11 protein-coding genes are annotated in these 20,485 nt (G+C 44.7%); 4 read left to right on the top strand and 7 right to left on the bottom strand.

Annotated features, from left to right (window positions below; translation table 11 throughout):
- Positions 1 to 24: 24 nt before the first annotated feature.
- On the bottom strand, positions 25 to 969 hold the full coding sequence (locus QUA42_RS13850) for a glycosyltransferase family 4 protein (RefSeq protein ID WP_333137770.1): 945 nt from the start codon (positions 967 to 969) through the stop codon (positions 25 to 27).
- A gap of 502 nt (positions 970 to 1,471) precedes the next feature.
- On the bottom strand, positions 1,472 to 2,614 hold the full coding sequence (locus QUA42_RS13845) for a glycosyltransferase family 4 protein (protein WP_333137769.1): 1,143 nt from the start codon (positions 2,612 to 2,614) through the stop codon (positions 1,472 to 1,474).
- Between the two features lie 1,227 nt (positions 2,615 to 3,841).
- Between QUA42_RS13845 and QUA42_RS13840 the strand changes: the two genes are divergently transcribed.
- Positions 3,842 to 4,090 carry a hypothetical protein gene (locus QUA42_RS13840; RefSeq protein WP_333137768.1) on the top strand — a complete coding sequence of 83 codons (249 nt, stop codon included), beginning with the start codon at positions 3,842 to 3,844 and terminating at the stop codon, positions 4,088 to 4,090.
- Positions 4,091 to 4,177: 87 nt separating this feature from the next.
- On the opposite strand, the gene QUA42_RS13835 is transcribed toward QUA42_RS13840, so the two are convergent.
- Positions 4,178 to 4,903 (bottom strand): CPBP family intramembrane glutamic endopeptidase, encoded by a 726-nt coding sequence (locus QUA42_RS13835; RefSeq protein ID WP_333137767.1) that lies wholly within the window; start codon positions 4,901 to 4,903, stop codon positions 4,178 to 4,180.
- Between the two features lie 329 nt (positions 4,904 to 5,232).
- Between QUA42_RS13835 and QUA42_RS13830 the strand changes: the two genes are divergently transcribed.
- The gene (locus QUA42_RS13830; protein WP_333137766.1) at positions 5,233 to 6,822 is read left to right on the top strand and encodes an Hsp70 family protein; all 1,590 of its coding nucleotides are present in this window, start codon (positions 5,233 to 5,235) and stop codon (positions 6,820 to 6,822) included.
- Positions 6,823 to 6,895: 73 nt separating this feature from the next.
- Entirely contained in the window at positions 6,896 to 7,723 is an 828-nt protein-coding gene (locus QUA42_RS13825) for a DUF1963 domain-containing protein (RefSeq protein ID WP_333137765.1), read from the top strand.
- 124 nt (positions 7,724 to 7,847) lie between these two features.
- Here the strand turns inward: QUA42_RS13825 and QUA42_RS13820 are convergent, their stop codons facing one another.
- From QUA42_RS13820 to ftsH3, 4 genes are all read right to left on the bottom strand, one after another.
- Positions 7,848 to 8,369 carry a L,D-transpeptidase gene (locus QUA42_RS13820; RefSeq protein WP_333137764.1) on the bottom strand — a complete coding sequence of 174 codons (522 nt, stop codon included), beginning with the start codon at positions 8,367 to 8,369 and terminating at the stop codon, positions 7,848 to 7,850.
- 101 nt (positions 8,370 to 8,470) lie between these two features.
- Positions 8,471 to 9,109 carry a bifunctional 4-hydroxy-2-oxoglutarate aldolase/2-dehydro-3-deoxy-phosphogluconate aldolase gene (locus tag QUA42_RS13815; protein WP_333137763.1) on the bottom strand — a complete coding sequence of 213 codons (639 nt, stop codon included), beginning with the start codon at positions 9,107 to 9,109 and terminating at the stop codon, positions 8,471 to 8,473.
- 239 nt (positions 9,110 to 9,348) lie between these two features.
- A complete protein-coding gene (locus QUA42_RS13810) occupies positions 9,349 to 9,711 on the bottom strand; it encodes a nuclear transport factor 2 family protein (protein WP_333137762.1) in 363 nt (120 codons plus the stop codon).
- A gap of 147 nt (positions 9,712 to 9,858) precedes the next feature.
- The gene (ftsH3, locus tag QUA42_RS13805) at positions 9,859 to 11,697 is read right to left on the bottom strand and encodes an ATP-dependent zinc metalloprotease FtsH3 (RefSeq protein ID WP_006633639.1); all 1,839 of its coding nucleotides are present in this window, start codon (positions 11,695 to 11,697) and stop codon (positions 9,859 to 9,861) included.
- 554 nt (positions 11,698 to 12,251) lie between these two features.
- Between ftsH3 and QUA42_RS13800 the strand changes: the two genes are divergently transcribed.
- On the top strand, positions 12,252 to 20,477 hold the full coding sequence (locus tag QUA42_RS13800; RefSeq protein ID WP_333137761.1) for an FkbM family methyltransferase: 8,226 nt from the start codon (positions 12,252 to 12,254) through the stop codon (positions 20,475 to 20,477).
- Positions 20,478 to 20,485 lie beyond the last annotated feature (8 nt).

The raw sequence follows: 20,485 nt of genomic DNA, 5'->3' as shown, positions 1-20,485 counted from the left end.
CCCAGTATCATTTATCACCTTTTCTCAAGCAGTCTCGGACATTGCGCGCCATTCGGCATCAGGCAAGTGACAAATCTCCTCGATCGCTTTTGCCATATCCTCTGGGTCTTCTGGCTTGACAAGTATGCCACCCCCGCCAGCAGGAGTGGCGATGACTGGAGTGCCACAACCCATAGCTTCTAAAATTGGCAAGCCGAAGCCTTCGGAGCTGCTGGAAAACGGCCAAGCATCGCATTTGCTGTAAAAATCTTTTAGTTGGTCTTGAGTAGGTGCTTTATTATACTCCGTGCCATCCGACCGCAAATTGGGAGGAGGAGTATGGCCGGAACCAAAAGCAACTAAAGGAAGATTGGGAAATTTTTTAGCAGCTATAGAGAAAGCTTTCAGGGCACTATCGCAGCCTTTCCAGGGAGTTGTAGTATAGTACATCCCGACTGTGGGAACTAATTGCTTGCCTCGCGGCTGCTTCGCTCGGGACTGGGGGTCGTAAAACTGTTTGGTGTCCACCGTAGGAGGGACAAGAGATACAGACAAATCGCCGTATTCATTCCGAGCTATGTCGGCCAGCCACTGGGCCACAGCGATTTTGTGCCTCGGCAGCCGCCAAGTTGCCTCTACTCGACCTTTTGGTACGTAGTCAAAAGCCTCATAATCTTGGAGAAAATATACTTTCGTTCCTTGGCTGGGAGAGAGTTTTGCCACCCACTCGGCATTTTCCCACCAAGTAGCCATGACAATATGGGCATTACGTACATCAAGGTCAGTAATTGGACGGTTGGTTTCGATAACTCGACTTTTGAGATCCACTTTATCAAAGTGAGACTTTTGTGTCTTGGGAGCGGACTCCCAACCCCAACCCCTCAGCAGCGATCGCAATTTTTGGAGCAAAGTCGGTTGCAGCGGGGGCATAGAGACGATAAATATTTTGTGTCCTCGCTTTTGGAGAAGTTCTGTGTAGATAGATAACACCCTCATACCCCCTTTAAGACTCAGGGTAGGCAGGACAAAAGTAATTTTCATATAGATACGGAAGATTGATACTGGTTAAAACTCCTCCATTCCATAACTGCAAGTTGGCACTTACCAGCCTCTGTTTGGGTTGGGTGCGCGGTGGGGATCTCTGCTGGAGGCGATCGTAACTCGATAGTCGAGCCGATCTTACTTTGTCGTCAGGGACTTTCCCCAACTACAAATCGGCAGATGTTTGACGACTACACAAGTTTAACCTGTAACGGAGGCAGCCTTAAAACCTCCGTTGCACTCTGGTTCAGAGTTTGGCAGATCAATTAATTTATAACCAGTATTCCCTCGTAGCTGCGGTTAGAATTCGTCTCTAGACTGCTGGGTAGAAAACAGGACAGGGGCGATTTTATTTGTGGCAGAACCACCCCACCAAACTATATTGAGTTTCTCCCCAGAATCCGGCGCCGAAAACGCCCGTAGCGCCGAATTGCAAATGGCGGCGCGGCACTTAGCATCCAACCGCCAATTTTTCGTAGGGAGAAAAGGAATCTACGTTAACGTCTCGGTCTTTAGATTTGTCTACAGCAACTTTCAATGCCGCTTCAAAATGATCCGTGGCATCTTCCCAAGTATAATTGTTCACCTTGGCATAGGCGGCTTCCGACATGGCTTGCCACTTGGAATTTGGCATCTGACAGATACGCTCTATGGCTTTTGCCATTTCTTCGGGATCTTCTGGTCTTACAAGTATGCCACTACCGCCGCTCAAAATTTCAGGAGCAGCGCCTGCTGGGGTACTGATGACGGGAGTGCGGCACGCCATCGCTTCGATAATGGGCAAGCCGAAGCCTTCTGAGCGGCTCGCCAGCAGCCAAGCATCGCATTTGCTGTAATAGTCTTTGATTTTGTCTTGGTCGGGTTGAATTACATACTCGGCATTGGCCGGTAAGGGCAATTCCGAGGATGGGGCCCCTGTACCGAAGGCAACCAGACGCAGGTTGGGGATATTTTCTGCAGCTCGGGAAAAAGCTTTGAGGGCGATGTCGGTTCCTTTCCAGTAGATTGTAGAGTACATTAGGCCAACTGTAGGAACCGATTGTTTGTTGCGAGGACAGGCGTAAAATTGCTTGGTGTCCACGGTAGGAGGAGCTAAGGAAACTTCGCGATCGCCATATTTAGTCCGAGCTAGATCAACTAACCACTTAGAGATCGTAATTTTGTGCATGGGCAGCATCCAAGTTGCTTCTACTCTACCTTGAGGTAGATAGTCAAAAATTTCGTGGTGCTGGATAAAATAAGCTTTTGCTCCTTTTCTAGGAGAGAGTTTGGCTACCCACTCGGCGGTTTCCCACCAGGTGGCAACTACTACGTCAGCGTCAGGTACATCTTTGTCTTCTACCGGGCGGTAGCGATCGGTAATTTTGTGTTCTACACCTAAGTTATCGAAAAATGAGGGTTCGTTTTCAGGTGTGGAAATCCAACCGCGCCCCCGCAGCAGCGACTTGACTTGCTGGCGCATACTCGGTTGCGGGTGGGGTAAAGAGATGACGAACACGGAGTGTCCTCGCTTTCTCAAACGTTCTGCGAAAATAGATACTACTCGTATTCCACCAGCCAGAGACACAGTAGGAAGCACAAAGGTGATTTTCATTTTTAAGTCCCGCTGACGACTTTAACTCGCTTTCGGCGCTGCTACCAGCGCTGATGTTAGAGCCTAAAAGGAAAGAGGGGCGGGTGAATATTAATTACCGCTTTCCTGGTGTGTAAATAGAATGCAACCGATCAACTGTTTGCAACACCCCAATATGTATCTGCCAAAAGTTCACTGTCATTGCATTGATAATAAGGATTGATGTGCTCGCGAAACAGTTCCCAGAGGGATAATTTTCAGGTCTGCGAAAGTTCCTCCTAAAGATAGATACCTAATCAAATATGAGCTTTGTTCGCGACAAACACCAAGCTCGACAACACCCTCTGTTCAAGATAACATCATTTGCTATCCAACAGACAGGGATGTACGGGAAACCGAATATTAGCCAACTTTTAAGGTGGGAGATAAAGGTAGCATTAGCAACAATATTCAGTAGATTGAAATCGCCTTTGGCAAAATTTTATACAGATTCCAGAGGGGAATTCTTACCTGGAGAATGTTAATTGCCCCATTGAACTAACAGATATAAATACCAATCAGTAACTGTAATTTTTTGGTAACTGTGCTGTCGGTATTGCTTGATACAAGCTCCTAGTTTGTCAAAATTCAGAGATGGTGGTTTTCTCAGATACCTGCAGGGGCGCGATCGCGCGAATGACCGTTGTGGACGTGCGAATAAGGCGAGAAACCCTGTTTTTCAAGAGATATCCCTCGCCCTCAGTTGTCGTATGTTCCTGAAAAAAGATGGTTGAGGCGTCCACTGTCTGAAAAAATAGGTTTCCCAATCGTGCTACAGAACATAGAGTTTCACAGATATAAATTTAATGAGGTGCCTGAGTTTTAAATGTGTTAATAAAAGGCGATCGCATGAAAAAGTTCCCAAAAGAGACTGTCACTGCGGAGCCGAGTATATGTAGCATCCCTGCCCAAGTCGTGTATAAGTAATTACCGTAAAAAAAATCAGTAGCAAATGATCACATGACCCTATCAAGATCAAAAGAACACTCAAGGTTAATCGGCCTATATTGTGTACACCTTAACTCCTAAGCAGTAGCAGCCGCTTCGTGGTATGTATCAAACGATTTCGCGTACAAAAAATTTCATGTTATGAAATCATCATTTTTCCTGACTTTGCTATTCTGGATGACCATCGGTGTGTTCTGGGGGCCCGGCCGCCGATGCTTGCAGCGATATGTTCGCCAGTTTTCATGGAGCTAAAATTATGCGATGCCAGCAAAACCAAACCTAGAATTAAAATCAGATGCCTTAACGAAAAGCATCTTCCGGTGGGAAGATATGAACGTTCGATTATTGCACAGCATCAGTCAAGAACCCAGTACAATCAGCATGAATGCCAGCAAACACTTGTCGCTGCTAGTTGGCATTAACCGCAGCTACAGCCACATATACCTTGCAAAAGCTTACAATTTATCAGGGTGCATTATCGCCTGCGGCAGTAGCACGCCGCCCGGATGATGGGGGGAGATATTAATCTGGAGAGTGAGTTGGGCAAAAGGTCAATTTTTACTGTATAATTGCCAGGAATAGTCGCTGAAAAAGCAGCTAGTTAAAGAGGATTTGCCAACCAATACTTGCCAGGGCAAAATCTGCGATCGCGTGGCTGATATAACTAGGCCAAAGTGAACGGTAAGTTAGATAAGACTGAGACCAAATTATCCCGGCAGTGAAGACAGCTAAAGAACCTAAGATCACAGCCTGCCAGTCGCTGTAAGCTGCTATTACAAAAATGTGGTGGATCGTGAAAAATAGCGAACTCAGAAATATTGCTTTTGTTCCCGGTATGAGAATCTGGCACTTGTTGCAGACAAACCACCGCCAAGTAAATTCTTCAATCAGTGAGTTAACTAGCACAAAATATGCTTCTACAATTAAGTAAATAGTAGGGCTGCTAATACCTAATTGGTACGATTTTTCTTTAGCAACTACAGGATCGATCCAGTGCTGACCAAAAAGGCTATAGATACCCAGAATTACCGCAAACATGAATATTCCCCAAATAGCTCCAGCCAGCAATTCTTGGCGCTTGGGCAGGGATAAAAGCAGCTTTTCGCGATCGACAAAAACAGACCATGCGATCGGAAAAAGCAGCAACCAAACTTGACAAAAGACTGACAGTGTTTGTCCCCAGCTTCCAGGGGCAATATACAAGGCTGCTATGATACCCATACTAGCCGCAGGGACAAGCAGTGTTAGAGCCAATAGTGCTGTTTTGCGAGCGCCCATATCCAGCATTTTGCACGCTTCATTGGAAAATTGGATTAAGATCAAAGGTAAAATCTTGGTCACTGCAGACAGGCGCTACCACTTTCAAAAAACCAGGTAACAGTAGGGCGGGGCTCCAAACCTTTATGCAGTTATTCATTCTCCATTTTTCAATCTAAAATTTAAAATGGTATGAGTTTTGTGTCGCTTATAAAAGTGGTGCTTATTTGTGGCATCGAAAAATATGCAGTTGCATAAAATTGAAGACTCCGCCGTTAAAGGAGTTTTTGTGGCAAAAAAGTCTTTATTCAAGCACAATTTGATAATCTGTTGGCATTGGTGACTCGAAATACCATAATATGATTAAATCCCTAGTAGCTGTGTATTTTGGCTGAATGACGATCGCAATTGATTTTGGAACTAGCAACACCGTCGTCGCTCGCTGGAATCAAGTCCTCCAGCAGCCCGAAACTTTGAAATTACCGGGATTGTCGGCAATCTCGGCTCAAAATCCGCCCCTAATTCCCAGTTTACTCTACGTTGAGGACGCTGCTCAAAGTAAAGTCATACTCGGTCAGCAAGTCCGCGATCAAGGCCGGGATTTGAGTGGAGATTCTCGGTTTTTCCGCAATTTTAAGCGGGGAATTGGCACATCTGTTCAGGGTTTTGTGCCGGAACTTGACGGGCAACTTATTACTTTTGAACGAGTAGGTGAGTGGTATTTGAGCCAAATTGTGAATTCAATTCGCCAACTGCCCTTGCCCGTAGATTCTTTGATTTTTACTGTGCCGGTAGATAGTTTTGAAGCTTACCGCCATTGGTTGGGCAAAGTGTCACAATCTCTGCAAGTAGAACAGGTGCGGATGTTGGACGAACCTACGGCGGCTGCTTTGGGTTACGGTTTGGCCGATCGCGAAAATCTGTTAGTAATTGATTTCGGGGGCGGAACTCTAGACCTTTCTTTGGTGCGTTTGGACGCTTCCTCTGACAAAAAGCCCCTTGGTTTTATTCTGAAGTGGGGCGAAAAACTATTAGCTGAATCTTCATCGCAAAAAACAAAAGTTGCCCGGGTTTTGGCTAAAGCCGGACAAAATTTAGGCGGTTCTGATATTGATAATTGGCTGGTTGACTATTTTGTTAAAACAAAAGGGCTGGCAAAATCTCCGATAACAACGAGATTGGCCGAACGGTTAAAGATTCAGTTATCTTTAGTGAATCAGGCGGTTGAGGTTTATTTTGATGACGAAAATTTTGAGAGTTATGAATTAGAATTAGACCGCACTCGTTTTGAATCTATCCTTGCGGAACATCAGTTTTTTGACAAACTCGACGAGTGCATGAATCAAGTATTGCAGCAAGCGCGGCGTCAAGGCTTAGAAATTGGCGACATCGACGCAGTTTTGCTAGTTGGCGGTACTGTACAAATTCCCGCTGTCGGGCGTTGGGTGCAGCAATATTTCGATCCGGCCAAAATTCGCTGCGACAAACCCTTTGAGGCGATCGCCCAAGGTGCTCTGCAACTGAGTCAAGGGCTAGAAATCAAAGATTTTCTCTATCACAGTTACGGCATTCGCTACTGGAACCGCCGCGACAATTGCCACAGTTGGCACAGTTTAATCAAATCCGGCCAGTCCTATCCGATGAGCGAACCGGTAGAATTAGTCTTGGGAGCTTCTTTAGAAAATCAGCCAAGTATAGAATTAATTATCGGCGAATTGGGAGCGGAAACTGGCTGCACGGAGATATATTTTGACGGTGACAGGCTAATTACTCGCCAACTCGCGGGTCAAACATCGGTACAGCCCTTAAATGATAAAGAAGGAGCACGCAGCATCGCGCAATTGACGCCACCTGGGTATCCGGGGAGCGATCGCATTAAAATCTTCTTCCGCGTTGACGAACAGCGCTTTTTGCGAATTACCGTGGAAGATTTGCTAACAAATGAAACTTTGTTAGAGGATAAACCCGTGGTGCAGCTAAGTTAAGGAGAGACGTTACAGGTAAGGTGCGCTTCGGCGCAACCTACTGATTGCGTTCAAAACAAATTGTTAAAAGCAGATGAACTACAAACTAGAATGTCCACTCTCTCCAGAACTAGAAAAGTATCGCGACAGAATCGAAGCTACCATTAAACCTTACATCGAAATTCAAACCCAGAATAATGATGACGTTAATTGGTGGCAGAGTAAATTTGGGAGATTGCCTTATTTACCTAAAGGCTTTGAATATCCCAAAACTTCTGACGGTAAATATTTATTTTTGCTAGCGCAACTCAACTTTGATGAAATACCGCCTTTAGATGGTTTTCCCGATCGCGGAATTTTGCAGTTTTATATAGCCGACGATGACCTATATGGTTTAGATTTAGGCACTTCCGCCGATGTAGATAATCCCACAGCCGAAGACAGATTCAAAATAATCTATTTTCCTCAGCCAGACTTCCAAGTTGAAAACATCATTACCAATTATGATTTTTTGCCAGAACTAGAAAATTTTCCTGTTCATGGCTGTTGCAGCTTGCAATTTACTAAAAAATATGCGCCGATTAGTACCAATGACTACCAATTTATTGAACTATTAGGAGAAGAAATTAACGAGTTATTTATGAACCATGAAATTGAGGATGAGTACCGAGAAATATCGAGTTCCTTTGGTCATAAAATAGGTGGTTATCCATATTTTACACAAGACGACGTAAGAAAATATAATAGTAACTCCGATCAAAAACAAAAGCCGGATATTCTTCTATTCCAAATGGATACCGATTGCAATGAGACAGTAGATATCATGTGGGGAGACAGTGGTGTAGGTAACTTTTTTATTGATGAATCAGCACTCAGAGAATTAGATTTTAGTAAAGTTTTATACAATTGGGATTGTTGTTAAAAGCAGCAGTTAAGTAAGCACACCTAAAAAAACATAATACCCAGAACCCCGACTTCTTTAAGAAGTCGGGGTTCTAACAGATTGAATAGTGTTTGACTATGCCCAATGCCCAATGCCCAATGCCCTAAACCTGAGATTTGTGCACCACCACCGGCGTTCCCACCGAGGCCCATTCAAATAGCCATTTAGCGTGATTGACAGCTACATTTGTGCAGCCGTGAGTAACGGGATTGCCAAACAAATTGTGCCAGTAAGCGCCGTGAATTGCCATGCCTCCGTCGTAATACATTGTATAAGGAACGTCGGGCACGTCGTAGTCATCCCCAGTCATTCTAGTAACGCGGTGTTTGGTTTGAACAGCAAAGGTTCCCGTGCGGGTGGGAGTCGATGATTTGCCGCTGGAAATAATCACCGCGTAAACAGGTGTATTTCCTTCCCAAGCTATTAACCTTTGTCTTGACAAATCTATTTCAATCCAGCGTTCGCTGGATTGCTGCAACAGCATAATTTTATTGGCAATTATGTTGTGCTGTTCGCTGGCAAATGCGGTCATTGAACCGCCGCAGAATGTAGCAAAAGTGAGGGCGCAGCCGGCAAATAAAGTTCCAGCGCGACGGAAGTAAGTTGAGTTGATAATGCTGTTCATTTCTCACACCTCGTACTATTTTAGATTTTAGATTTTAGATTTTAGATGGGCTTGTCCTATTTTAGATTTTAGATTTGAAATGTTGGATTGGGAAAGTGGACTTAACAAGTTGTTAAGTTTTGGGCGAGAGTTCGGGCAATTTGGACGATCGCACGCCAATCGCGATTTTCCACTAAGTGTTTAGGAAATAAGTCTCCGGCTAAACCCACGGCGATCGCCCCGGCGTCTATAAATACTTTCGCATTTTCCAACGTCACCCCGCCAGTGGGAATTAAAGGAATGTCTCCCAGGGGGCCTTGCAAGCTTTTCAGGTAAGCCGCGCCTCCCAAAGCCGATATCGGAAACACTTTAACGCAGGTAGCGCCCGCTTGCCACGCGGTGACAATTTCCGTGGGAGAAAAAGCACCAGGGACGATCGGCACTCCGGCGTCAACGGCTGTTTTAATCATCGCTACATCGGTGTGGGGAGTAAACAGAAATTGAGCGCCACTCTCTATTGCTTTTTGCAACTCTTCTAAGTTTAATAAAGTGCCGGTGCCAATACTAAAAGTAGGAAATTCCGACCGGAGTTCCGCAATTAATTCAGCGGCTTTGTGGGTGTTCCAAGTAATTTCAATAAACTGGATTCCGCCTGCTGCTACCGCTGATGCCATCTGCCAAGCAAGTTCCTTTTCTGAGGAACGGATGACTGCGATCGCCCGGTGTTTTTTTAGTAGTGTCAACCAAGATTGATGATTCATGCTAACTGATTTTGCCCCCAGCTAATTCAATAAAGTTCAGATCGGAAGACCGAGCGGTTGAAACCGCATCTATACAAACAAAACCCACCTCCGTGGGTTTCCGATGGGGGGTTAAAATTGCGTTATTTTCTTTACACCACAGGCGAGTGGACTGCGTTTGACTTGCTAGCTAGAGTAAGTAAAGCCTCAGCATCGCTCGGTTGTGCCATCCATATTACCGCCATTTGCATAACCTCGCTCTACCCGTTGTAATGAGCAACAACTTTAGTCACTTTTCCGGTTGAACTGACTTCCATAAACTCACCTGCCATCGTGCCTTTTTGGTTGATGTAGTAAAGGACAAGGCTGGAAACTCCCCACATCACATCAAGCAACTCAAACTTGAGGTCAGGATAAACTTCCAGCCCCTTTTTGAAGTAGTTTCGTAGCGCTTCTTTGCCTGTCACTGTCCCAGATGGTTCGTTTAGCAGTTGCGCTGCGACAGGCGATATCAGAATTACATCTTCTGCGTAATGGGACATGATTCGATCGAGGTTATGAGTATTCCAAGCTTCTACCCAATCAAGTGCAAGTTCACGCGCTCTATCTTCAGTGACGATCATGGTTTGCTACTCCAATGCTTTTTTTCGCTGCTTCCTGTGTGTCCACAAAAAAATCGGGGCGATTCCAGACAATCCCAGAATCACCCCAATTATCGATTTCAAATTTTAGATTTAATCTAAAATCCCAAATCTAAATTGTAAAATCGATTAGGCGATCGTCGCCATCTTGACATCGCTGTTGGCCAGCAAATTTTGCAATTCATCAGCATCCACAGTTTCCTTTTCAACTAGCATATCTGCCAAAGCATTAAGGACGTGGCGGTTGCCGACGAGTACATCTTTAGCGCGGCGGTAAGCTTGCTCTACCAACAAACGCACTTCATCGTCGATCGTCGCTGCGGTTTCTTCAGAGAAATCGCGTTCAGCCATGATATCGCGACCCATGAACATATTGCCTTGTTGGCGACCGAGAGCTACAGGGCCTAGCCGATCGCTCATTCCGAAGCGAGTCACCATTTGGCGCGCTACTCTTGCCACTTGCTGCAAGTCGTTCGACGCACCGGTTGTTACTTCTTCCTCGCCGAAGACAATTTCTTCAGCAATGCGGCCACCCAAAGCTACCGCCATTTGATTTTGCAAGTAAGACCGAGAATACAAGCCAGAATCCATCCGATCTTCGCTAGGTGTGAACCAAGTCAAACCGCCAGCGCGGCCGCGGGGGATAATGCTAATTTTCTGCACGGGATCATAATCGGGCATCAGCGCGCCGACTAAAGCGTGACCGGCTTCGTGGTAAGCTACCAAAGTTTTGCGCTTTTCGCTCATCACGCGGTCTTTCTTTTCCGGGCCTGCGAGCACGCGGTCGATCGCGTCGTTGACTTCATCCATCGAGACTTCGGTCAAGTTGCGGCGGGCGGCTAAAATTGCTGCTTCGTTGAGTAGGTTGGACAAATCCGCACCGGTGAAACCGGGTGTCCGGCGGGCGATTTTTTCCAAGTCCACGTCTTTCGACAAAGTTTTGCCGCGGGCGTGAACGTTGAGAATTTCTAGGCGGCCTCCGAAGTCGGGGCGATCGACTACAACTTGGCGATCGAAGCGACCCGGACGCAGCAGCGCTGCATCGAGTACGTCGGGGCGGTTCGTGGCAGCAATCAGAATGATGCCTGTATTGCCCTCAAAGCCGTCCATTTCTGTCAGCAACTGGTTCAGGGTTTGTTCCCGTTCGTCGTTACCACCGCCCAAACCAGCGCCCCGCTGGCGACCTACCGCGTCAATTTCATCGATAAATACAATACAAGGAGCGTTAGATTTAGCTTGTTCAAACAAGTCGCGGACGCGGGAAGCACCGACACCCACGAACATTTCCACAAATTCTGAACCGGAAATCGAGAAGAAGGGAACGCCTGCTTCTCCAGCAACTGCTTTTGCCAGCAGGGTTTTGCCAGTTCCGGGAGGGCCGACCAGCAGCACGCCTTTGGGGATTTTTGCTCCGACTGCGGTGAAGCGGTCTGCATTTTTCAGGAAGTCCACGACTTCTGCGAGCTCTAGCTTGGCTTGTTCGATGCCGGCCACGTCGCCGAAAGTCACCTGAGTTTGCGGCTCCATTTGGACTCTAGCTTTGGATTTGCCGAAGTTCATGGCTTGGTTGCCGGGCCCGTTTTGGGCGCGCCGCACCAGGAAAAACAGTCCGACCAAAAGCAGGATCGGGAAGAACAGGCTGCTGAGGGCTTTTACCCAGAAGCCTTCGTCGCTTTGGGGCAGAACTGAAATATCTACGTTATTTTTGGTCAGGATGTTGATCAGTTCGGGGTCGTTGGGCAGGTTAACGAGTACCTTGTTGCCGTCCTGGGCTGTGACCAGGGCTTTGCTGCGATCGGAACTGATATTTATTTTGTCTACTCTCTTGCCTTCGACTTCCTGAATGAATTGACTGTACTTCCAAACTTCGCGGCTTGGGGGCTGTTTGTCAAAAAAAGCCGTTGCTAAGGCAATGACTACAATAGCCAGCAGTGCGTACAGGCCAGCGTTTCTCCACCGTTTATTCACCGAGGTCGATCCTCCTAATTTTTAGTCCCTGTGATTTGGGAATTTTTATTTATGTTCATCAATCTTAACGTAATTGTAACTTGTTTTTCTGTGGTGAGGAATCCCGGCCATGCTGTGGCGGTCTGAGGTCGCGGGAACGGAACTGCCCTGGGCTTCGTCAAAAGATGCGAGTGTTGTCCTAATTTTTGCGTTTCCTCATACACTATAAGACAGAATTTGTCAAGATTTAAAAAAGTGGTGGCGATCGAGTTAATCCCTTTTTCATTTAAATAGCCATGCAGAAACCGGTTTTGTTGACGGAAATACTGCACTTGAGTCTTTAATTGGAGGGAAAAACTCGGTTTATTTGGTAGTTAAGCCTAAGTTCTATTAAACTGTTAAGGTAAAGTAGGACTGACCCAGAAACCAAGTGTGTTTACCAAAAATCGTCATTTACCCCCATAGTCTGCTCTCAAAAATCCGCTTTATTTCGTAACTAGATTTAACTTCAGGGTTTTTTTTGGAAAACGCCCTCCCGGATTAATAACAAAATGAATTAAGGAGAAAATTCGATCATGACTTCAGAAATCAATAAAATCATTCCCGCCGAAATTAAGTACGATCAATTTTATCAGGCTATTAAACAAATAGCGCAGAAAGAAGATATCCAAACCATTTTAGAAATAGGGTCATCTTCCGGCGAGGGAAGTACAGAAGCATTTGTCACAGGCATTAGAGAAAATTCCCATCATCCTCAACTTTTTTGCATGGAAATATCCCAGGCAAGATTTACCGCATTACAAAACAGATATGCTAAGGACGGCTTTGTAAAATGTTATAATGTTTCATCAGTAGGAATTAATAAATTTGCTCAAGAAAAAGAAGTTATTGATTTTTATAATTCTTACCAAACTGCACTGAACCAATACCCCCTAGAACGAGTTTTAGAGTGGCTCAGACAAGACCTAAAATATCTCCAAGCTTCTAGAGTATCTCAGGCAGGAATTAAGCAAATAAAATCAGAAAATAAAATTATTTTTTTTGATGTTGTCTTAATAGATGGTTCTGAATTTACCGGGGAAGCTGAATTAGATGAAGTCTATGGGGCTAAATTTATATTGCTAGATGATATTAATACCTTTAAAAACCATAAAAATTACCATAGACTTCTCAAAGATCCTAATTATAAACTCTTATTGCATAATCTTCATCTGCGAAATGGTTATGCCATTTTCCAGCAAGAAAAATTTGCGTTTAATGAAGAACAAATCGAACAACGGCTTGTACAAAGATTAGTTCGTCAAGGGATGACTGTTTTCGATATTGGAGCAAATATTGGTAACTATTCTCTTTTGTTTAGTAATTTAGTCGGACGTGAAGGAAAAGTATATTCATTTGAGCCGACTTCAACTACTTTTAATACACTTAAACGACGAACAGAAAATAATCAGAATGTTTTCGTGTTTCAGAATGCAGTATTTTCCGAGAATAAACTGATTGAATTTAATGAATTTCCTGATGAGTTTTCGGTTTGGAACAGCATCGGCAGACCGCAGATGGAAAATCCCGAAAATCCCCAGGAATATGTACCTATTGTAAAAAGCGAAACCGTTAGCGCGATTACAGTTGATTCATTTTGTCAAAAACATAATATTGAGAAAATTGATTACTTAAAAATCGATGTAGAAGGAGCTGAAAGTGATGTTCTTAATGGTTGCCTGAATCTTTTAGCAAGAAAAGCAATTGAGTTTATTCAGTTTGAAATATCTCAAAAAATGTTAGAGGGAATGCAGCACACCGCCAAAGAAACTTTTGATTTACTCATGGCTAATGGTTATGAGTGTCATTGTATAGAAAAAACGGGTGCGATTGGTGGAGCAGTTGTCAACTCTAAGGCTTTCTATGAAAATTATATTGCGTTTCCATCACTTCCCCTTCATTTCTTTACCATCGTTCTCAATGGTGAACCGTTCATCCGTTATCATATTGATGTCTTGAAAAAATTACCCTTTCGATGGCACTGGCATATTGTCGAGGGGGTGGCAGATTTAAAACATGATACGGCTTGGAGTGTCACTCTGGGCGGTAACATTTCTAATGATGTTCATCGCGACGGACGCAGCCTGGATGGGACTACCGAATATTTAGATGAACTGGCTCGTCTTTATCCCCAAAATATTAGCATTTATCGTAAGCCAGAAGGCGAATTTTGGGAAGGAAAACGAGAAATGATAAATGCTCCTCTTTCCCGGATTTCTGAAGAGTGTTTATTGTGGCAAATTGATGTAGATGAGCTCTGGACTTTTGAGCAGATTTGCCAAACTCGACAGATGTTTATTGAACATCCTGAAAAAACAGCGGCTTTTTATTGGTGTTGGTATTTTGTTGGGGAAAATTTAGTTATTAGCACTCGTAATTGTTATGCAAATAATCCTCAATATGAATGGCTACGCACTTGGCGTTTTAAACCAGGTATGGTATGGGCAACCCATGAACCGCCGAGATTAGCGGAACCCTTACCTAACGGTAAATGGCGTGATGTCGCGTTTGTTAATCCTTTTCGACATCAAGAAACTGAAAAAGAGGGGTTGGTTTTCCAACATTTTGCCTACGTTACCCCGAATCAATTGCGCTTTAAAGAGCAATATTATGGTTATAAAAATGCGACTTTCCAATGGTTAAATCTGCAACAACAGACTCAATTTCCTGTGTTATTGCGTCAATACTTTGATTGGGTTAAGGATGAGAGTCAAGTCAATAGCGCGATCGCCTGTGGAGTCGAACCCCTTGCACAACGAGATATTAGTACAAAAACTTGGCACTTTAAAACTGTGTCTGCTTTACCTGCACTTGCTGTTAACCCTAGTCAAAAATATCCGACAATTCTCATTGATGGTGTATTTTTTCAACATAATAATACAGGCATTGCTCGCGTTTGGAAATCCCTCTGGCAAGAATGGGCAAATACGAACTTTGCTCAAAATATTATCATTTTAGATCGAAACGGAACTGCCCCAAAAATTCCCGGTATCCGTTATCGAACTATTCCTCTTTACGATTATGGTAATACCGAGCGCGATCGCGCGATGCTCCAACAAATCTGCGATGAAGAAAAAGCCGATTTATTTATTTCTACTTATTATACAACCCCTTTGTCAACGCCATCGGTATTCATGGCCTATGACATGATCCCAGAGTTGATGGGACAAAATATTGGTCATTCCGAGTGGAGAGAAAAGCATTGCGGTATCCGCCACGCCTCGGCCTACATCACCATTTCCGAAAACACAGCCCGCGATTTAGTAAAGGTTTTTCCGCAGATTTCTTCAAATTCTGTCGCTGTAGCGCACTGTGGCATTGAGGCCAATTTTTCGCCAGCCGATAGAGAAGAAATTTCAGGCTTTAAGTCAAAATACAGCATTACCAAGCCCTATTTTATTTTGGTAGGCGAAAGGGTAGGCTGGCATGGTTACAAGAACGGAATCTTATTCTTCAAAGCCTTTTCTCAACTTACCAACAAGTTTGACTTTGATATAGTCTGTGCAGGTGGCAAACCTATATTAGAACCAGAGCTGGAATTGTACTGTTCTGGGAATACTGTCCACACGCTGCAACTAAGCGACAGCGAACTGAGAGCTGCTTATTCTGGTGCTTCAGTGTTAGTTTATCCGTCGAAATATGAAGGATTTGGGTTGCCAGTCCTTGAGGCAATGGCTTGCGGTTGTCCAGTCATCACCTGTCCAAACGGTTCGATTCCAGAAGTAGCAGGACAAGCAGCGGTTTATGTGGACGGGGATGATGTTATTGGGCTCGTCAATGCTTTAGGGGAAATACAGAAGCCCGCTGTCCGCAACTCATTAATTGCGGCGGGGTTAGAGCAAGCTAAGAAGTTTTCCTGGTCGAAAATGGCTGCAATTGTTAGCTCTGTTTTGGTTCAAGTAGCTGATCGCGCACATGAGAATGCTTCCGTTCAACAGCCAACTGATGCAGGTTTGCAGGGGGAATTCGGGAATGCTAAGAACTCCCAGCCTGTCCCCTCCGCTTTTAAAGTATCTGCGATCGTTTCTACTTACAATTCCGAAAAATTTATCCGCGGCTGCTTGCAGGACTTGGTAGAGCAAACGCTGTACAAACAAGGCCAACTCGAAATCATAGTAATTGACAGCAGTTCCCAAGAAAACGAACAGTCTGTTGTGCGGGAATTTCAAGCGAAATATCCGAATATAGTGTACGATCGCACTTCTGACCGCGAGACATTATATGCAGCTTGGAATCAAGGCATTAAGATGTCGCGCGGAGCTTACATGACTAATGCTAATACCGATGACAGACATCGCCCCGATGCCCTAGAAATCATGGCGAAATACTTGGATGAAAATGCCACAGTAAGTCTGGTTTATGCTGACCAATTAATCACCAGCACAGCTAACGATACTTTTGCAAAAACCAAAGCAGAAAAAGCCTGGAAGTGGCCAGCATTTGACTACAGCGAACTCGAACGGCGCTGCATTATTGGCCCTCAGCCGATGTGGAGAAAATCGCTGCACGAAAAACACGGCTATTTCCGAAGCGAATTTACGGCGGCTGGCGATTACGAATTTTGGCTGCGGATTGGCAAAAGCGAAAATATTGTGCACCTGCCCCAAATTCTCGGCTTGTACTACGAAAATCAACAAGGTTTGCAACATTCATCGCCAATATCGTACCAAGAAACTCGGCAAATATGGGATGAATATGGGATCACTCGCCGAGGTGTAAAACCAGCCACTACAGTACCTGTTTCACTCTCTCCATCACAGCTAAATGCCATGCCCTACCGCACCTCCGCAGAAACACTCGTCAGCGTAATCATTCCCTGCTACAATCACGCAACTTTACTCAGAGAAGCTGTTGAAAGTGTTGTCAGTCAAACTTATCCAAACTGGGAGTGCATAATTGTCAATGATGGCAGCACTGATGATACCAGTAACTTCGCCAATTATTTAATTAAACTGTATCCTCAAAAATCGCTTCGCCTCATAGATAAACCCAACACGGGACCCGCTGATTCGAGAAATGTTGGCGTTCAGCACTCGTCAGGAAAGTTTATTTTATTCCTAGATGCTGATGATAAACTTCATCCCAAATTTCTAGAGGAGTGCGTGGAAATTTTATTAGCCAAACCAAAGGTTGGTTTTGTCTATACAGATGTGCAGCACTTCGGAGCCAACTGCGATTTAGTTGTTCACGGTGACTTTGATGCCAATCGGTTTTTGAGAGACAATCAAGCCCCTGCTACTTCCCTATTTAGAAGGGAGATTTACGAGCAAGTAGGCGGCTTGAAAAAAGTGATGAAGCTGGGATGCGAAGATTGGGAATTTTGGGTTTCTGCCTATGAAAAAGGCTGGTTAGGCGATCGATTACCTAAGCCTTACCTCTATTACAGGCAGCACGGCGACGGCTCTAGCAGAACCCAAAAAATGGCAGGCGATCGCCCCAAATTAGACTTAATGAGAGCCACAATTATTGACCTCCACTCTCAACTTTACAACCCAGAAGAAGTGCGTTGGTCACAGCAAATTTTGCAGCAACACGGCAATTTAATTGCTAACGAATTAGTTGAATTAAACAAACCCGAACAATTTTTAACTTTGCTGTCCCAATATGTGGGAGAGTATCAAAAAGACCAAGCTAATGAAGTAAACCTCGCTAACATCCGCCAATCCCGGCAGCAACTTGCCAATTATTGGCTGAATCTGCCCGCAGAACAACTGGCAAATGCCTATGGCGGTGATGCAGGTAAGGCGCAGCAGCTACTGCTAAACAGCAATATCAAAGATGAAGCGCTGACAGATGCCGAAAAGACTGTTATCGATCGACTAGCAGCACATCTATCCCAGGGAGTTAAAAATCCCAAAGATATTAACTACCTACTAACAGCCGCCCTCTATCGTCGTGCCGATCAGTTACTGCTGAACTATGAAAAGGCAGTTATACCTAATTGGTTTGTCAACGACTACCTCAAATTTATGTTTGCTGCGCCTACTCTTTTTCAAGAAATAGGAGAAGCTGACAATTATTGCCGGTATGTGCAGGGGTGGGTCAGTTATTTGCATAGCAATATCTTCAAGAACCAAAAGTCACAAGTCTGGCAGGAAATCGCCTCGTTATTCACGAAAAGCGCTAACTTTATTCCTCTGTACTTTAATAGTGAAAATCTCAAGGAGGTATACACAAAGCGGGCAGATATTATTGAATATGCCATGAAAAATCGTGGCGCTGCGATTGATTGCATTTTTCCGGCTAGACCTGCTAACAGGCCGAAAATTCGCCTTGGTGTCCTGACTAAACATTTCGGGGCGATGACGGAAACTTTCGCTACCTTGCCAGCTTTTGAATATCTGAATCGAGAGCAATTTGAAATTATTTTATACGCTCTCAATCTTGACGGGAATAAACTAGAACAGTATTGTCAAACTCGCGCTGACAGACTGGTTAAACTGTCTAATGACTTGCCAAGTCAAGTTCAGACAATCCGGGCTGATGACTTAGATATTCTGCTGATTGCTACCAATATTACTGCGGTTACTCATCCGATTAGTTTACTGGCGTTGCATCGATTGGCACGGGTACAAACTACCTGTTTTAATTCTCCCATTACCACAGGAATGCGACACATTGACTATTACATTGCTGGTAAGTTGATGGAACCTTCACCTGAAGGACAGGATCATTATCGCGAGCAATTAGCAACTATTGACGGGCCTGGTTGCTGTTTTAGCTATACCCTCGAACCTTACACTCCTAACATTAATTTCACTAGAAATAGTATCGGCATTTCCGAGGAATCGGTTGTCTTTATTTCGAGTGCGAATTTGTATAAGCTAGTGCCGGAGTTAAGGGAAACATGGGCAAAGATTATGGCGGCTGTTCCTAATTCTGTGCTGTTTTTAATGCCCTTCGGCCCTAGCTGGACTAATCATTATCCTGGGGGGGCTTTTGTGAATAATATGAAAGCCGTTTTTGCTAAGTATGGCATTGAGAGTAATCGTTTGCGGGTGTTGAAAAGTTTTCCTAACCGTGCGGATGTTAAAGAAGTTTTGAAGTTGGGGGATGTTTATTTGGATTCCTATCCCTATGCGGGGACTACTTCCCTTGTAGATCCGTTAGAGGTGGGACTTCCAACTGTTGTGAGGGATGGTGATACTTTGCGATCGAGAATGGGGGCTGCGGTGGTACGATCGCTCTCTATGCCCGATTTAATTGCCAATAGCGAAGCATCTTACATTCAACTAGCAGTTACTCTCGGCACTAATCCTGAACTTCGGCAGCGCTATCGCCAGGAAATTCAGCAAAAAATGCAAGCTAATCCGGCTTGTTTTGACAGTGTGGCATACTCTGGGGCGATCGGCAAATTATTCCAAGAACTCTTTGGCAACTGGCAAAGCAGCCACCTGGAAGCATCGCGCAACTTACAGGATAGCATTCCCAAGCAGCCAGATTTGGACGAGATTCTCTCGAACACCGTCAACCTTTACCAACGAAACTCCTCAAACATCTCAGCAATATCCGAACTGCGTCAAATCCGCAAACAAATCGCTGATTTTTGGCTGAACGTTCCCGCCGAAAACCTCGAAACCGCCTACAGAAGCGCTTCCGGTAACAGCTATCAAATCCTTCTCAAGAGCGGTTTCCAACGTCAACCGATGATCGAAAGCGAACAAATATTTTTGCAGCAATTAACCCAGATTAGCAAAGGATTAGTGCATCCCAAAGCTGTCAACGCCTTGCTTGCCGCGATGCTGTATTTCCCGCCTGGAACCATGCGAATTCCCGACGCTCGCAACCGTTTGCCGCACTGGTTAATTGGGGATTACGAACAAGTTTTTGAGAGTGAAGCCGCTGTCAAGTCTGAGTCAACTTCTGAGTTGCTAGTTCAATACATTCAATCCCCGCAATTTGCGAATCAACTGTTAGGCTGCGTCAATCTTTACCGCATCGATCCATCTGACGAATCGATAGTTTTGGAACTCCGCCAAATCAGAAAACAAATGGCTGATTTTTGGCTGACTGTTCCTTCAGAAAAACTCGAAAGTTTTTACGGAGGAGACGTTCGCAAAGGATATCAAGCAATACTTAGCTGCGGCTTGCAAGCAGAATCGATGACTGAAGCCGAACAGCAGTTTTTGCAGAAATTGACTGAAATTAGCAAAGGGTTGGTGCAGCCTCAAGCAATCAATGCTCTGCTGGGTGCGATGCTGTATTTTGTTCCGGGAAAAATGCGGGTTCCTGATGCTCGCACCCGCTTGCCGCAGTGGTTGCTTGAAGATTACGAAAAGGTGTTTGAAAGCGTATTCGCGACAACAGAACCAACACTTGCAAAACCCGATTATCTGCCACAGTTTCTCAATCAATTAACTGCTGCTGTCAATCTTTATGAAATCGACCCAACGGATGAATTGGTAATAGCAGATTTGCGGCCTATTCGCAAGCAAATTGCCGATTTGTGGCTGAGCGTTTCCGGCGAACAAGTAGAAGTTTTGTACCGGAGCGATTTTGGTAAGGGTTACAAAGCAATGCTGGGCAGCGGGTTTATTAATGAGCCGCTGCATGAGAGCGATCGCGAGTTTTTTAACTCGTTGGTTGTTGAGTTGAGTAAAGGGTTTGGATCGCCTAACGCTGTAAATAATTTGTTGGCGGCGATGCTGTATTGTCGCCCTGGACAGTTGCGGGTTCAGGATGCGGATACTTGTTTGCCTCCGTGGTTGTTGGCGGATTACGAGCAGTTTGTTGGAAGTGCGGTTAAGGTGGCTGTGAAGTAAACGAAGGT

The organism is Microcoleus sp. Pol11C2 (assembly GCF_036701505.1).
GTDB lineage: Bacteria > Cyanobacteriota > Cyanobacteriia > Cyanobacteriales > Microcoleaceae > Microcoleus.
This window is presented reverse-complemented; position numbering and strand designations above follow the sequence as displayed.

Bases quoted from the DNA above. Each gene is read 5' to 3' on its own strand.
- QUA42_RS13815 (WP_333137763.1), bottom strand. From the start codon at position 9,109: ATGAATCATCAATCTTGGTTGACACTACTAAAAAAACACCGGGCGATC.
- QUA42_RS13820 (WP_333137764.1), bottom strand. From the start codon at position 8,369: ATGAACAGCATTATCAACTCAACTTACTTCCGTCGCGCTGGAACTTTA.
- QUA42_RS13825 (WP_333137765.1), top strand. From the start codon at position 6,896: ATGAACTACAAACTAGAATGTCCACTCTCTCCAGAACTAGAAAAGTAT.
- QUA42_RS13830 (WP_333137766.1), top strand. From the start codon at position 5,233: ATGACGATCGCAATTGATTTTGGAACTAGCAACACCGTCGTCGCTCGC.
- QUA42_RS13845 (WP_333137769.1), bottom strand. From the start codon at position 2,614: ATGAAAATCACCTTTGTGCTTCCTACTGTGTCTCTGGCTGGTGGAATA.
- QUA42_RS13810 (WP_333137762.1), bottom strand. From the start codon at position 9,711: ATGATCGTCACTGAAGATAGAGCGCGTGAACTTGCACTTGATTGGGTA.
- QUA42_RS13840 (WP_333137768.1), top strand. From the start codon at position 3,842: ATGCCAGCAAAACCAAACCTAGAATTAAAATCAGATGCCTTAACGAAA.
- QUA42_RS13800 (WP_333137761.1), top strand. From the start codon at position 12,252: ATGACTTCAGAAATCAATAAAATCATTCCCGCCGAAATTAAGTACGAT.